This window comes from Marinobacter sp. OP 3.4 (assembly GCF_036224885.1).
In the GTDB taxonomy this organism is placed as follows: Bacteria; Pseudomonadota; Gammaproteobacteria; order Pseudomonadales; family Oleiphilaceae; genus Marinobacter.
Genome location: NZ_JAVVLT010000020.1, coordinates 1 through 14,483 on the forward strand (window position 1 = coordinate 1; position 14,483 = coordinate 14,483).

Below are 14,483 nucleotides of genomic sequence, written 5' to 3' on the forward strand. Positions count from 1 at the left end.
AAGTCCGGCTGCTCACAACCGGGGAGTACGAGATAGAGGAGCAGGCCTACGAAACGCTGGAAAACCAGCTGGTCGGCCAGATCCCTATCTCCAAGTTCTTCGACGCCAAAGCGGGCGTGCGTTTCGATACGCCTGAAGGGCCGGATCGCACTTATGCCGTGCTGGGTGTCGCTGGGCTTGCCCCACAATGGTTTGAGATCGATGCAAACTTGTATGTCAGCAAGGATGGAGATACCTCAGCCGAACTTGACGCAGAGTACGAGCTGCTGCTCACTAACTATTGGATCCTTTCCGCAACGCTGGATGCGACGGTAGCGTTCAGTGAAGACAGGGAAATTGGCATCGGCAAAGGATTGGTTTCCACCGAAACCGGCCTCCGGCTCCGCTACGACCTGATAGACCGTGCGTTCTCGCCTTATGTGGGTGTGGTGCACGAGCGCAAGTACGGCGATAGCGCAGATTTTGCTAGAGCCGAGGGCGGTGGTACAGAAGACTGGTTCGCCGTCATCGGTGCCCGCATCGCGTTCTGATCGGAATAATGAGCCAGGGTTTGTCCTGGCTCTTTTTTTTGATTCACATCAAATTTTCGACAGCCTTCGTCGATTTTCAGTCGCAGTTCAGGTCCGCATGTTGTTATTGGTGTGAAATGAATAGGCGAGGAGGTGCCTGTCATGACTAAAGCACATAAAGCATCGAACCAGGAGCAGTTCCTGCTGCGGCGGAAACTTGCCGTTGAAGGTATTGAAGAGGGCGAATGGTTTGATTTTATTCACGAACTCAACCATCATCCCTGTGTAGATTTTGCCGAACGCAAGGCAAATAACCAACTGCAAGTCACCTTCGATGGAACCCATTGGTCCACCGATCAGTTGCTGGAGGCGATTGAAGCACATGGCGGTCGGTTGAAGGGGGGGGGTGGACTAAACGGAAACTGGCGTGGTACCGGTTTACAGATGATAACGTACGTGCCAATGCCAAACTTGATCCGTTTTGCTGTTCAAAGATCCCGCCCATGAAACGAAAATAGCTGGAGGTTAGATGAGCAGGGAGCAGGACAGAACTACTCGCTACAAGGAAGGCAGTCTCACCCTCACGGGAACCGTTATGCTGGGTACCGGCGTCATGATTGGCGCCGGTATCTTTGCCCTTACCGGGCAAATGGCGCAGATGACGGGGGTTCTTTTCCCGTTGGCGTTTCTGGCGGCCGCGGTGATCGTCAGCTTCAGTTCTTATTCCTACGTCAAGATTTCCAATGCCTGGCCGTCAGCCGGGGGCATTGGCATGTACCTTTACAAAGCCTATGGCAATCGGCTGCCGACCGCGTTCAACGCCTTGCTGATGTATTTCTCGATGGTGATCGCCCAGAGCTTCCTCGCGCGTACTTTCGGTTCCTACACCATGCAACTGTTCGGTGGTGATGAAAGTGGTCGCATGGTGTCCATTCTGGGTGTGTCGCTGATCCTGGCGGCGTTTCTGATCAACCTGCTCGGTAACCGAATGATTCAGGGGGTGGCCTCCTTCATAGGCATCCTGAAGATCGGAGGCATACTGATTTTCGGGGTCGTGGGTGTATGGGTTGCCGACAGTCTGTTGGTCGACTTTTCAAGCACGGGCGAAGCCGGAGCAACGGGTAATTTCCTGGGTGCAACGGCACTTGGAATACTCGCCTTCAAGGGCTTCACTACGATCACTAACAGCGGTTCCGAAGTGATAGATCCCAAGCGGAATGTAGGGCGAGCCATCATTATTTCCATCGCGGCCTGCGTGGTAATTTACACCCTGGTTGGTTTTGCTGTGGCCAGTAACCTGTCGCTGGCTGAAATCATCGAAACGCAGGACTATTCGCTTGCTGCCGCAGCGCGCCCAGCTCTGGGAGAGTACGCGGTCTGGTTCACGGTTGCCATTGCCATGATGGCCACCGCCGGCGGCATTCTGGCCAGTATTTTTGCGGTTTCACGTATGCTTGCGATGTTAACCGAAATGAAACTGGTTCCCCATCGTCATTTCGGTATGCCGGGCAGTATCCAAAAGCACACGTTGGTATACACCGTGGTCCTGGGGCTGGTTTTGACGGCCTTCTTTGATCTCTCCCGGATCGCGGCACTGGGCATCATTTTTTACCTGATCATGGACATTGCTATCCATTGGGGCGTGCTTCGCTACCTGCGGGAAGATGTGAAAGCCAATGTGTGGGTGCCGGCGACGGCCATCCTGCTGGACTTGCTTGTACTCGGCGGCTTTGTCTGGGTCAAACTGAATACCGATCCCTTTGTCATTGGTGTGGCGGTTGTCACCATGATTGCTATCGCCGTGGCCGAGCAGGCGTTCCTGAAAAGGGCCGCAAAAGCCGGACAATCAGGGCACAAGGAATCTCATGCTCATCATCACTAATAACCAGAATTCGACGTGGAGGGCAGTACCATGATGGACAATGACATGTTTGGTAACACGATGTGGGCTGGGCACTGGCTGTGGATGCTGGTGATCGCCATTGCAGTGGTGATTCCCGCCTGGCGTATCTGCCAGCGGACCGGTTTTCCGGGGTGGATGGGCGTGCTGATACTGATACCCATCGTCAATCTCGCTCTACTCTATTTCATCGCGTTCGCGGATTGGCCAGTTGAAAGAGACAGTGAAGGGAGATCCTGATAGGCAGCGCGGCAAAACAGGCATCTTCCGGGCTAAGGGAGCTTGAGTTAATTGTGCCGGGAATGGGGTCAGATCACTGCGCGGGTATTATCAGTAAGACAATTACCCGCCTGGATGGTATTGATGGAATAAAGACGAATATCGCAAAACACAGAGTGAGTGTCCGTTCTCTAGCATCAGGGCCTGACGGGGATGCCGTCAAACGCGCTGTGGAAGGGGCTGGTTATGACGTGGCGTCAGTCAGGGAAGTTGGTGCGACCACGCTCAGGGTGACGGTGCCTGGAATGGGGTCCGACCATTGCGCGGGCATTATTAAAAGCACGCTGGCACGACACGATGGCGTGCAGAGCACGTCAACCAATATATCGAACCACACAGTAAGCGTAGTGGTCGGCCCTGAAGGGCCGTCAGAGCATGAGTTGAAAAAGCTGATAGAGGGTGCCGGCTATGACGTGGCCGCCATCGCTCTCGAGGGGGAGACCAACCAGGAGGAAGACTCCGCCGTTGAGGAAGCCTACCTGAAGCTGGCCCTACGAAGGTTTTGGATCGCTGCGATTCCGACAACACTGATTATGTTGTTGATGATGCCTCATATGTTCTGGCAGTCCATTCCAGGGTATCTGGTAATTGTTGCCGCGCTAGGCTTCCCGGTGGTTTTCCTTTATGGCGGGGCCGCGACCCATAAGGCGTCCTGGCGTTCACTCAAGAACGGCACGTTCAACATGGATGTGCTGATTTCCATGGGCAGCCTGCCTCCCTACCTGATCGGACTGGTGGGTTTTGTCTATCCGATGACCTCTTTCATCGAAATGGCTGCCACCATCATGACCTTCCATATGCTTGGGCGGTATCTGGAAGCAAAGGCCAAGGGTAAGGCCTCAGAAGCTATCCGCAAGTTGCTTACTCTGGGTGCTAAGACGGCTCGTGTCGAGCGGGGAGGGGAGGAGGTCGAAATTCCCGTTAAGGAATTGACGCCCGGCGATGTCATGATCATCCGGCCCGGTGACAAGGTGCCTACGGATGGTGAAGTCGTGGAAGGTGAGAGCCATGTAGATGAATCCATCGCCACTGGAGAGTCGGTGCCTGTCTATAAAAGCTCGGGAGACACGGTTATCGGCGCCACCATCAACAAGGAAGGCCGCCTGAGGGTCAAGGCCACCCGTGTCGGGGGTGATACCTTTCTGGCCCAGGTTGTGAAGTTGATTGACGAGGCCCAGGGGTCCAGGGTGCCTATTCAGGAATTTGCCGACCGTATGACGGGTCGCTTCGTGCCGCTGGTTCTGATTATCGCGCTGGGCAGTCTTGTTGCCTGGTTGCTGGCCGCAGATTCGCTCCGGCCAGTCCTCGAGTGGGGGGCCGGTTTCCTGCCGTGGGTAGACCCGATGGCTGCCACGCCGGTGTTGGCTATCCTTGCCGCGATCGCCGTGCTGGTGATTGCCTGCCCCTGCGCATTGGGGTTGGCAACGCCGACTGCACTCATGGTGGGGTCGGGCGTTGGTGCCGAGCGGGGTATCCTGATTCGCTCGGGTGAGGCGATACAGACCTTCAAGGATGTCAAAGTGATGGTGTTGGATAAAACCGGCACCATCACCCGGGGCGAGCCGAAGCTTACGGACGTGATAACGGCCAAAGGAGTCGAGGAGACCGAACTGCTGGAGCTAGTGGCAACGGTGGAAAATGCGTCCGAGCATCCCATTGCCCGTGCCATCGTGGACGGGGCCAGAGAGCGAGGTATAAAGCCCGTAAGGGTTGCTGATTTCCGCTCCACTGGCGCCCGGGGTGTATCGGGTGCGGTCGATGGGAAAACCGTACTGATTGGTAATCGTCTTCTGCTTGAAGAACATGGCGTTAATGGGCTGGAAGCTCTGGATCAGAATCTTCAAGACCTTGAGAACCAGGGCAGAACCGCCGTCATCGTTGCCCGGGAAGGCCAGGCTTTTGGCATCGTCGCGGTTGCCGACACGCTCAAGGACGAATCGGTTGCGGCCATTCAGGCCATGCACCAGCAAGGGCTTTACGTGGTGATGATTACCGGTGACAACGAGCGTGCTGCCAAGGCCGTTGCCCGCGAAGTCGGCATTGACGAGGTGCGTGCCGGAGTGCTGCCAGAGGGCAAGGTTGATGCCATCCGGGAGCTTCAGGAAAAGTATGGCAACCACGTCGCCATGGTGGGTGATGGGATCAATGACGCCCCGGCTCTGAAACAGGCGAATGTGGGTATTGCAATAGGCGCCGGCGCGGATGTGGCCATAGAAGCCGCGGACGTTACTCTGGTCCGTGGGGAACTGTCTGGTGTCGTTGATGCCATGGTGCTGTCCCGTGCCACCTTCAAAAAGATCGTTGAAAATCTGTTGTGGGCAAGTGGGTACAACGCCGCCGCCATTCCGATAGCAGCTGCCGGGTTGCTGCACCCGATGATCGGTGTGGTGGCAATGACTGTCAGTTCGCTCTCCGTCATTGGCAACTCCATGTTGCTGCGGCGTCGCTATGAAAGGGACCACCGATAGGCCGGTGGATGGATGAGAAAAGCAGCCTGTTCCGCCTGACATCCGCCGTCTGAGGTTATGGCATGCGCGGTCGGGGTCAATTTACGTGTAGGGCACACTGAGTTATTTGACCTGGAGGTTTAATGATGAGTGTTCTAGAGCAATACGCTCTGTTGCTTTCCCTGGTGCTCGGCATTGCGGCTACCGTTCTGGCCCTATATGGGCTTGCCCGTGCCATTGGTCCTACACGCAGTGAACCGGGCAAGGATGTACCGGCGAGTTCCGGAGCCTTGTCCCGGGATCCGGTCTGGGGCCGCTATCACGCACGGTACTATGGCTACGCGCTGCTCTTTCTGGCCTTCGACATGGAAATGGCGTTCATGTACCCATGGGCCGTTGTATACAGGGAAGTAGGGCTGGTTGCTTTGTATGACATGGGGGTGTTCCTTGCCATTCTCTTTCTTGGTTTGCTCTACGGCTGGAGCCAAGGGGCTCTTGGGCGGCAATGACTTTTAATCCAGAAATCCGCAATACGGGCTCACGTCAGTGGCTGAAACGAGTCTCTGTGCTTCAGAAGTGGGTCTCTCGTGCCTTGGCGCACGACCTGAGTTGTCTGATCATCCCGGGGCCGGAAGTAGCGTTGGCGTGCGGCTTGGACGTTGCTGCGACAGGTATGCGCATCACCTCCACACCTCGCGATTCAGGTGTGCTTCTGGTCATTGGAGGGCTTTCAGAAAAAATGAGCGAGGCCGTGGCGGTGCTCTACGCGCAGATGCCCCGGCCGCGCGCCATCCTTGTGCTGGGCGGACCGGTACCGTCATCTTTACCGGGCGCCGATGTTTCCTCAGGTATCTCGCAAGAGGCACTGACCGACGCGGTTGACCGGCTGAGACGGGCGCTGGCGGAAGGCGCTTTTGCCTCCTCTCCCGAGGATTTCGACGCCGCTGTTCTGCACGCCAGGATCGAGTATGTCTGCCCCATGCACCCGGATGTTGTCCAGAACGAGCCGGGTAGTTGCCCCAAGTGTGGCATGGACCTGGTCGCCCGGGAGGCAGGGGAGCCGGCCCCCGAGCATGACCATGACCATGGGCACGATCATCGCGAGCACCGGCACCATGAGCACGAACACCAGCATCATGATCATGCGCAGCAGCACGAACACCATGAACAAGAACGTCATCATGGTCACTGCCATGAACATCATGATTCGCATGAGCACGATCATGAGCAGCACGAGGGTCATCAGCACTCGCACGAAAACCATCATGATCACGGACACAAGCACCAGCACGATGAGTCCGACGGCGACGCGGAGGAGAAAAATTCGGGGCATGATCACAGTGAGCACGGTCATGATAGCCACGAACATGGTGGCCATGATCATGTAGGTCACGGTCATAGGGGTCATGATCATGGTGGGCATGACCACGGCGCCTCGGGATTCATGTCCATGATTGAAGTGACCAAGGACCTGCCTCGTAGCGCCGACGGGTTGGCGATGGACTGGATGGAGGTGCCGTTCGGTCCGGTTTTCCCCGGTCTGCCTGGTGGGCTCAAGTTGACGCTGACTCTTGACGGTGACGGCGTAACAGAAGGACAGGCCACATCCTTGGTGGGCATGATCAATGAGAGTGAAAAAGGCAAGGAGATCGACGCCGAGACCTTTATCGAGCGCCTGGCGTCGGCCATGCCACTGGCCAGCGTGAGCTACCGACTGCTGGCCTGCCTGGCAATCGAGCGGGCGGCTGGTCTTGAGAACGATTCGGCAACCGATCAGGCCCGGGCCGTGGCGCTTGAATGTGAGCGCATCGCCAGTCACCTGGGTTGGCTGGCGCAAACGGGGCGCCAGCTCGGCTTCGCCTGGTTGACGGATCGTGCCGCAACCCTGCAACTGGAGATCCGCCGCGCCAGTGGAAAACGGCTTTTGGAACTGACGCCCGCTCTGCATGCATTGGCGGCTCGTCTTGGGCGAACGCCTTTGCTCAAATCGCGATTGAAGGGGATCGGCATACTGCCATCGGGCACTGCGGGCCTGAGTGGCCCCGTGGCGCGCGCTGCTGACGACGCCGGAGATGCCTGGGCGCGCCTGTGGCAGCGCCTGGACGAAATCATCACGAGCCTCGACTACATCAAGGCAACCGGGGAGCCGGGGCTACCTGTTTTGCGAAACATCGGGCGTGGATCAGGCACCGGTGAGGCCACCGTGGAAACCCCGCGCGGCGAGGCTCAACTGAGCCTGATTCTGGAACACGGCCAGGTGAAATCCTACAGGTTGGACACCGCCTGCAATCACCATATCGGTCTGGTGGCAACGCTTGTGGAGGGCCGGGAGCTGGGTGACGCACTGGTGGCGGTCGGATCACTTGACCTATCGCCCTGGGAGGTGCTCGTGTGAACTTTGCCGTCGTGTTGGTTGCGTTGCTTGGTAGTGTCTGGCTGCTCGCCGTGATCGAAGGCTGGACGACAACCGGCCGCCTGCGTCTGACCGCGACTCTGCTCAGCGGCTTGGCATACCTCGGTCGTGAATCCATTGTGCCGCGTACGCCGGACCGGGTCTTTTTCGAGACGGCGCCGGTGCTACTGCTGATCGTCGCGGTGCTTGGCGCGGCGGTTCTGCCGCTGGCGCCGACCTTGGTGATCGCGGATCTGGCTACCGGTGCGCTGTTCATCAACGCGGCGCTTGCCTATGTGCTGGTGGCGCTGATCATGGCCGGCTGGGGCCCGAATGGCGCCTACGCCATGATCGGCGGCTGGCGATTCCTTGGCCAGCTCATCGCCTACGCCATGCTTATTGTCATGCCCATCACTGCGGTGGCGATGCGCGCCGAATCCCTGGTGACCACGGTGATCGTTGTCTCCCAAGACGGCTTGTGGAACATTGTCTATCAGCCGCTTGGTTTCGTGCTGTTTTTCATTGCCGCCATGGCGCTGGCGTTTCGTGCGCCTTTTGATCTGCCAACCGCACCCGGGGAACTGGGCGGGGGTGTGGACGCGGAATACACCGGCGTGCGCCTGGCGGTGTTGCGCCTGGCCAGGCTGACGCTGGTGATCACGCTGGCTTCCGCGACCACGGTGTTCTACCTCGGCGGTTGGCACGGGCCGCTGCTGCCGCCCTGGGCCTGGAGCCTGATCAAGACCCTGGCCGTGGCCGTGTCGATGCTCCTGGCGGGTCGGTATCTGCCGCGCATTCGCGAGGCGGATCTGATGAGGTGGTGCTGGATCCTGGGGATACCCCTGGCCCTGCTCAATATCATTGTTGTCGGTTTACTGGTTCTGGTGGTTCCCTAATGTACGCTCAGGCTTTTTTCGTTGCTGTTTTCGGGCTGGCTGCCATCGGCTTCGGCGTGGTGGTGTTTCGCACCTCGTCCATGGTTCGTTCCGCGCTGGCTCTGCTGTTTTCACAGACGGCCGTCGGCTGCATGTTCCTGGCGATGCAGACCGAATTCCTGGGAGTGCTGCAGATCATGATGATGGCGACGGAGATGAGCATCATGGCCATTTTCATGGTGATGTTCATGATGGACCCGGGCGGGATGGGGGGCATGGATATGACCCACCAGAAGCGCTTTTCAATTGGCGCTGGCGTGGTCGCTGCCGGTGTTGCGATAGTGGTCGCGTTTTGGGCCGATTGGGGACCTGTAACGGCCGAGGCGCCGGATGCGGCGATGCAGACACGGGCGCTGGGCATGGAATTGCTGGGTCGCTCCATGCTGATCTTCGAAACCGCCGGTATCACTATTTTGACCGCGATGATTGCGGCCACGGCGGTGGCGATACCGGTGCAAACGACGGCCAATAGTGCTGACAAGGAGGATACGGAATGACTCTCGTCCTGATCGTGGCGCTTGTAACCGGTGCAATCCTGTGCGGCATTGGTGTTTATGGCGCGTTGTCCCAGACCAATCTGGTTATGATCATGATGGGGGTGGAGCTGATTCTTGCAGGCGCGTTGGTGAACTTGGTCGCCTTCTGGCGTTTTCTGCACCCCGAAAGCTACTCCGGCCAGATGTTCGTGCTGGTGGTGATGACCGTCATGGCGGTCGAAATGGCGGTTGGCTTCGGTGTCGCGATTGCGCGTTTCCGGGCCAAGGGCTCGGTTGAAATGGAAGAAGCCGGGGACCTGAAAGGATGAGTGCAGTGCTTCTACCGATATTGCCACCACTGATCGCCGCCCTGGCGTTGCTGGTTCTGCGCCGGGGCCTCGCGACGATGGCCCTCGGCGGGGCGACGTTAAGTCTGGGCGGCAGCCTCTGGCTACTGGCCCGGGTCGCCGGCGGGCAGACCGAAACCCTGCTTCTGCCCGGTCTGCCGGAAATGCCACTTCGATTGGTCGCCGGACCTATGACAGCACTGCTGGCGGTGGCGGTGGCCACCGTGGGCACGTTCGTGCTGATTTATGCAGTCGGATATATGAAGCGGGAGTCCGGCCTGTGCCGCTTCTACGCAGTAATGTCCCTGTTCCTGGCCGCTATGCAGTCGCTGGTGCTGGCCGGCGACTGGGTTCTGTTGCTGGCGGTCTGGGAGTTGATCGGTTTGTGCAGTTACCTGCTGATTGGCTTTTGGTTCCAGCGGCCCGAGGCCGCGGATGCCGCCGGTCGCGCCTTCCTCTACACTCGTAGCGCCGATCTGGGTTTGTACGTGGCGGTATTTATGCTGATTGGGTCGGCCGGTACCAGCGAGATTGCCGCCTCCCTGGAGGCCGGCGGCAGTGCCTCGACTGCCGCGGGGCTTTTGTTGCTGCTGGCCGCCATGGGTAAGTCGGCCCAAGTCCCCTTGCAGGACTGGCTTATGCGCGCGATGGCGGGGCCGACACCGGTTTCGGCGCTGCTGCACTCGGCCACCCTGGTGGCGGCGGGTGCCATCCTGCTGATCCGTTCGGCCCCGCTGCTGACACCGGAGGTGTTGCTCGTCGTCGGACTTGTCGGCGGCGTTACCACGGTGGCGGCCGGAGTTATTGCACTTGCCGAGCGTGATCTCAAACGCCTGCTTGCCGCTTCCACTGCTAGTCAATATGGCTTGATGCTGGTTGCGGTTGGAGCCGGCGTTCCGCTGGCGGCCCTCCTGCATTTGCTCGCCCACGCCGCCATCAAGAGCACCCTGTTTCTTGCCGCCGGAGACTTCCAGCATGCCCGCGGGGGTACCGGGTTCGATCAGTTGGAGGGTGTTGGTCGTGACAGACCCTGGACTTTTGCCGGCTTTGTGCTGGCAGCGCTGGCACTGGCCGGTATCCCGCCACTGAGTGGGTTCTTTTCCAAGGACGCGGTAATCGCCGCCGCCCTGTCTGCGCAGGGCACCGCCTGGCTCGGCCCCCTGGCGCTGGCCGGTGCCCTGCTGACCGGCGGCTATATGGCCCGGGCCTTGTGCCTGCTATGGCGAGGCTCCGGAGAAACCCGCCCGGTTGCCGGTAGTGCCTGGATGACTTTGGGCGTTTGGGGGTTGGCGGTCCCTGCCACGATTCTCGGCCTGGCCTTCGGCCCCATCGAGGCCGTTCTTGATCTGCCCGCCGTCACCGCAGGCACATTGGCCGTGCTCCTTGGGCTTCTTGCTGCCGCGTGCGGCCTCGGCCTGGGCTGGCTCGTGCCGGCTCCCCGCCTGCTAGGGCCGGTTTATCCGTGGGCGCGACGCGGACTTTCCGTTGGCGGTGGGCTTACGGTCTGGGTCGGTAGGCCCGCAATGGCTGTGGCCCGAGGATGTGAGCGTTTGGAAGGGCGTCTGTATGAAGCTGTGCTTTCTCTTGGGCGCGCCGGTCTCTTCCTTGCCTCTGCGAGCGAGCGAGCGGAGCGGGGCTTGTTCAAGATTGTGCTTTGCGTGGGCAGGGTGAGCCTGAGGGTCGCGACCTATGTGCGGTTTGGAGATGAACGCCGTATCGACGGCCTGATTTTCGCCCTGGTGGCGGCTGTGCGTGCACTGGGTGCACGAGCCCGAAACCTCCAAAGCGGCCTCATCCACCACAGCCTGGCGATCAGTGCGGTCGCAATCGCCGTCACATTGGCTGTTCTGCTTTTTGCTTCATCGACGAGCTTTTAGAGGAAACCTATATTCATGTTACCACTTGTCTCGCTCACCCTGTTTTTGCCGCTGGTCGGCGCGGTGCTGATTCTGTGTCTTCCGAAGCCCGCAACGCGTACGGTACACGTCATAGCGATTATTACCGCCGCCCTTACACTGATCGGTGCTCTGTCCATGTGGTTTCAGGGTGCGAGCGGTGCAGGCTTTTCCCAGGTCGAAGAGCTGCAATGGATACCGGCCATCGGTGCCGCCTACCGGGTTGGAGTTGATGGGATCAGTCTGCCTTTGGTGCTGTTGAGCGCTGTTCTTTTCCTGGTTGCTGTGATCTATACGTCGTCGCTTCGTGAACGTCCGCGCGCCTATATTGCTCTGGTACTTCTTCTGGAAACTGCGTCTATCGGTACCTTTACAGCCCTCGACGGTATCCTGTTCTACGTCTTCTTCGAGGTTTCCCTTGTCTCCATGTATTTCATGATCGCCGGGTGGGGCCACGAAGACAGGCAACGGGCAGCGTTGATGTTTTTTATATACACCTTGCTGGGAAGTCTGCCGCTTCTGCTTGCTATCCTCGGGCTTTATCTGGGCAGCCCCGAACCGACCTTCGACATGCGAGCCTGGATTGAGAATCCCCCCCTGGAGGGCGCGGCGGCCATGTGGGCATTGATCGCTATGCTGATCACCTTTGCGGTAAAGATCCCCGCGGTGCCCCTGCATACCTGGTTGCCCGCCGCACACGTGCAGGCGCCGACAGTCGGCAGCGTTATCCTCGCCGGCGTCATGCTGAAATTCGGCACTTACGGGCTGGTTCGATTTGCTCTGCAAATGACCCCCGATGCGTTCCGTGAAGCGGGCGTTGTTGTTCTTGTTCTCGGTGTTGTCAGCGCGCTCTACGGGGCTTTTGCCGCTCTGGCCCAGAGTGATCTGAAACGCCTGGTCGCCTATACCTCGGTTAACCACATGGGGTATGTCATCGTCGGTGTGGCCGTGGCGGCACTGACTCTGGATCCCTCAGTGCGAACTGTTGCTTTGGACGGGGCGGTATTGCAGATGTTCAGCCATGGACTGGTTACCGGTGCCTTGTTCTTGCTGGTGGGCATGATCCAGGACCGCGCCCATACCCGTGAAATGGGCGAACTGGGTGGGTTGCTCAAAACGGTTCCGATGCTCGGCTGGACCTTTGTGTTGGCGGCCTTTGCATCGCTGGGCTTGCCTGGGCTGGCACACTTTCCGGCCGAGTTTCAGATATTTCTTGCCACTTTAAGTGGTTCGCCTGCCGCGGTTGTTGTGATTCTGGGCATTGCCATTATTGCCGGTACGTTTCTCAAAGCACTGCGGGAAACCTTTCTGGGCGAGCCCCGGCAGCGCTGGCAGTCCATGCCTGATTTGAGCGCTCGTGAGTGGCTTGCTGTGGGGCCATTGCTGGTGCTCACTGTCGGCACTGGCGTGGCACCCTCCTGGGTGCTGGGTATCATCCACCGCACTACATCGGCGCTGGCACTGTGATGGCTCGTGATCTTGCACTGTTGATTCCTGAAATTGCCGTACTGTTGACGGCTGTCGGTGCGCTGATCGCGGAAATGCTGCGTAGGCCGCAAATTGCGCTGCTGGTCGCCGTTAGCGGTCTGATCGTTGCCACGGGTCTGACCGTCAGTCTGATTGGTGAGGACACAACGGTGTTTGGTGGCAGTTTCCGGGTTGACGACCTCAGTGTGTGGGCCAAACTCATTCTGCTGCCGGCCACCATCCTCGCCATATTTTTGGCGAGAGTGGATGTGAGAGGCACCGTGCGAGAGGGCACGGTTTACAGCCTGCTTTGCTTTGCCACCATCGGCGCGCTCGTTCTGGCAGGCGCGGGTGATACGATGTTCCTTGTATTGGGTACATTATTAACTGGCCTGGCCACCTTTGCCTTGGTTGCCTACCCGGATACCGACCCTGCCACAGAGGCCGCCATGAAGTTTTTCGTGTTCGCCTCGGTCACAGGTGCGATCATGATTTTCGGCCTGAGTTACTGGTTCGGCGCTGCGGGATCCACGTTACTCGCGGATCTTCCTGGTATGGATACCATGCCAATGGCGGTTCTTCTTGGGTTCGTGGCGGTGGTTGTCGGTCTGGGTTACAAAGCCTCGCTGGTTCCATTCCATTTCTGGGCGCCAGATGCCTATGAGGGTGGGCCACTGTCAATAGCGGCCTACCTGTCAGTGGTGCCCAAGATCGGTGCTCTGTTCGCACTCGCTCAGGTGGTTCGCGATCTACCCCCGGAAAGTGGTTGGACCGCCATCATCGCCGGTCTGGCTGTTCTGACCATGACCTATGGCTACCTGGCCGCGCTTGCTCAGACTAACGTGATTCGGCTGCTTGCCTATTCGTCGATTGCCCAATCCGGCTATTTTCTTCTGGGCATCCTCGCAGTCGGCGCAAGTGAGCTTGCGCTGCCATCCATCATCCTGTTTGCCGCAGCCTATGCGGCCATGAACCTGGGCGCTTTCGCCGTTGCCGCCAGTACTGGACGGACTCTGAACGATTTTGACGGATTGGGTCGCGCCCAGCCGCTTATTGGCCTCGCAATGGTTATCTTTCTGCTATCGCTGGTTGGGATTCCCCCATTGGCGGGTTTTGTCGGCAAGTTCCTTTTGTTTGCCGCAGTCATCGACGTGCAGTACACCTGGGTGGCAGTGGTGGCGATCATCAATAGCGTACTCTCGCTGGCAGTTTATCTGCGCCTCGTTGTGCCGATGTACAGGCAAGGGAATGTCGTGGTGGCTAGAACTGATATCTGGTTGAAAGCCGTACTGATAATAGCGCTGACTGCCACACTCCTTTTGGGTGTATTTGCGCAAGTGTTTGTAGGGCCGTTTGCATGATGGCCGAAGCCCATTATTTATTGCCGAGAGTAATCACCGCCCTGACGTCTGAGATCAAGCCAGCCTCTATAGAGCCAACGCAGACCAAAGAGCGAGACTGTTGGAACGATAATCCACTGCACTAGAGGCGCAATACCTGTGCCAATAAAGGGTAACAGGGGCATAGAATCATTGTAGCTCCAGCGCTGGCCTGCGCCTGTGGCCCATGCTTCAAAGACTATCGTTATAAGCAGACCGGTAGCAAAATACACTCCTAAAACATGGCGGCGCCACCGTCCCTGTATCCAAAAGCCATCTTTAGTTGCCGCGGCGGCAATGCCATAGGCAAATAGTGCAATATTGGCATCACCGATTGCCGCCCGCGTGCACAGCCAGACTACCGCACCATGGGATGCCTCCATCATCCCTGTAAAGAAAGGCTGGCAAGCCCCCGATACGGTAGACGCCTGGTAGCGTTACACTAAACGCAAATCTA

General features: G+C 58.6%; 12 protein-coding genes and 1 pseudogene. All 13 read left to right on the forward strand.

The genetic code is table 11. The features are described 5' to 3' along the window. Positions 1–530: copper resistance protein B (locus RO069_RS03335; RefSeq protein ID WP_328185324.1), on the forward strand; the 530-nt coding region annotated here is incomplete at its 5' end. A gap of 141 nt (positions 531–671) precedes the next feature. Continuing rightward, positions 672–1,027: pseudogene (locus tag RO069_RS03340) on the forward strand (hypothetical protein). A gap of 11 nt (positions 1,028–1,038) precedes the next feature. Beyond that, positions 1,039–2,391 carry an APC family permease gene (locus RO069_RS03345; RefSeq protein WP_328185325.1) on the forward strand — a complete coding sequence of 451 codons (1,353 nt, stop codon included), beginning with the start codon at positions 1,039–1,041 and terminating at the stop codon, positions 2,389–2,391. 30 nt (positions 2,392–2,421) lie between these two features. Continuing rightward, complete coding sequence (locus RO069_RS03350; protein WP_091855073.1) at positions 2,422–2,649, forward strand: hypothetical protein; 228 nt, start codon at positions 2,422–2,424, stop codon at positions 2,647–2,649. A 53-nt stretch (positions 2,650–2,702) separates the two neighbouring features. Beyond that, positions 2,703–5,156 carry a heavy metal translocating P-type ATPase gene (locus tag RO069_RS03355; protein ID WP_328185326.1) on the forward strand — a complete coding sequence of 818 codons (2,454 nt, stop codon included), beginning with the start codon at positions 2,703–2,705 and terminating at the stop codon, positions 5,154–5,156. Positions 5,157–5,281: 125 nt separating this feature from the next. Further along, positions 5,282–5,644 (forward strand): NADH-quinone oxidoreductase subunit A, encoded by a 363-nt coding sequence (locus RO069_RS03360; protein WP_091855071.1) that lies wholly within the window; start codon positions 5,282–5,284, stop codon positions 5,642–5,644. Positions 5,645–6,585: 941 nt separating this feature from the next. Then, on the forward strand, positions 6,586–7,530 hold the full coding sequence (locus RO069_RS03370; protein ID WP_099615986.1) for a Ni Fe-hydrogenase III large subunit: 945 nt from the start codon (positions 6,586–6,588) through the stop codon (positions 7,528–7,530). Next, positions 7,527–8,423: a complex I subunit 1/NuoH family protein gene (locus tag RO069_RS03375; protein ID WP_091855035.1), complete on the forward strand. Its 897-nt coding sequence runs from the start codon at positions 7,527–7,529 to the stop codon at positions 8,421–8,423. The genes RO069_RS03370 and RO069_RS03375 overlap by 4 nt, the downstream gene beginning before the upstream one ends. Next, the gene (locus tag RO069_RS03380) at positions 8,423–8,959 is read left to right on the forward strand and encodes an NADH-quinone oxidoreductase subunit J family protein (protein ID WP_091855032.1); all 537 of its coding nucleotides are present in this window, start codon (positions 8,423–8,425) and stop codon (positions 8,957–8,959) included. Before RO069_RS03375 ends, RO069_RS03380 begins: the two co-directional genes overlap by 1 nt. Further along, complete coding sequence (nuoK, locus tag RO069_RS03385; protein ID WP_091855030.1) at positions 8,956–9,267, forward strand: NADH-quinone oxidoreductase subunit NuoK; 312 nt, start codon at positions 8,956–8,958, stop codon at positions 9,265–9,267. The genes RO069_RS03380 and nuoK overlap by 4 nt, the downstream gene beginning before the upstream one ends. Beyond that, positions 9,264–11,162, forward strand: coding sequence for an NADH-quinone oxidoreductase subunit 5 family protein (locus RO069_RS03390; RefSeq protein WP_328185328.1), 1,899 nt, complete (start codon positions 9,264–9,266; stop codon positions 11,160–11,162). The genes nuoK and RO069_RS03390 overlap by 4 nt, the downstream gene beginning before the upstream one ends. A gap of 15 nt (positions 11,163–11,177) precedes the next feature. Next, the gene (locus RO069_RS03395) at positions 11,178–12,647 is read left to right on the forward strand and encodes a complex I subunit 4 family protein (protein WP_328185329.1); all 1,470 of its coding nucleotides are present in this window, start codon (positions 11,178–11,180) and stop codon (positions 12,645–12,647) included. Next, the gene (locus RO069_RS03400) at positions 12,647–14,008 is read left to right on the forward strand and encodes an NADH-quinone oxidoreductase subunit N (RefSeq protein ID WP_328185330.1); all 1,362 of its coding nucleotides are present in this window, start codon (positions 12,647–12,649) and stop codon (positions 14,006–14,008) included. Before RO069_RS03395 ends, RO069_RS03400 begins: the two co-directional genes overlap by 1 nt. Positions 14,009–14,483 lie beyond the last annotated feature (475 nt).

Excerpts from the sequence above, each read along its gene's own strand:
- nuoK (WP_091855030.1), top strand. The coding sequence starts at position 8,956 with ATGACTCTCGTCCTGATCGTGGCGCTTGTAACCGGTGCAATCCTGTGC.
- RO069_RS03395 (WP_328185329.1), top strand. The coding sequence starts at position 11,178 with ATGTTACCACTTGTCTCGCTCACCCTGTTTTTGCCGCTGGTCGGCGCG.
- RO069_RS03350 (WP_091855073.1), top strand. The coding sequence starts at position 2,422 with ATGATGGACAATGACATGTTTGGTAACACGATGTGGGCTGGGCACTGG.
- RO069_RS03380 (WP_091855032.1), top strand. The coding sequence starts at position 8,423 with ATGTACGCTCAGGCTTTTTTCGTTGCTGTTTTCGGGCTGGCTGCCATC.
- RO069_RS03370 (WP_099615986.1), top strand. The coding sequence starts at position 6,586 with ATGATTGAAGTGACCAAGGACCTGCCTCGTAGCGCCGACGGGTTGGCG.
- RO069_RS03400 (WP_328185330.1), top strand. The coding sequence starts at position 12,647 with ATGGCTCGTGATCTTGCACTGTTGATTCCTGAAATTGCCGTACTGTTG.
- RO069_RS03360 (WP_091855071.1), top strand. The coding sequence starts at position 5,282 with ATGAGTGTTCTAGAGCAATACGCTCTGTTGCTTTCCCTGGTGCTCGGC.
- RO069_RS03390 (WP_328185328.1), top strand. The coding sequence starts at position 9,264 with ATGAGTGCAGTGCTTCTACCGATATTGCCACCACTGATCGCCGCCCTG.
- RO069_RS03345 (WP_328185325.1), top strand. The coding sequence starts at position 1,039 with ATGAGCAGGGAGCAGGACAGAACTACTCGCTACAAGGAAGGCAGTCTC.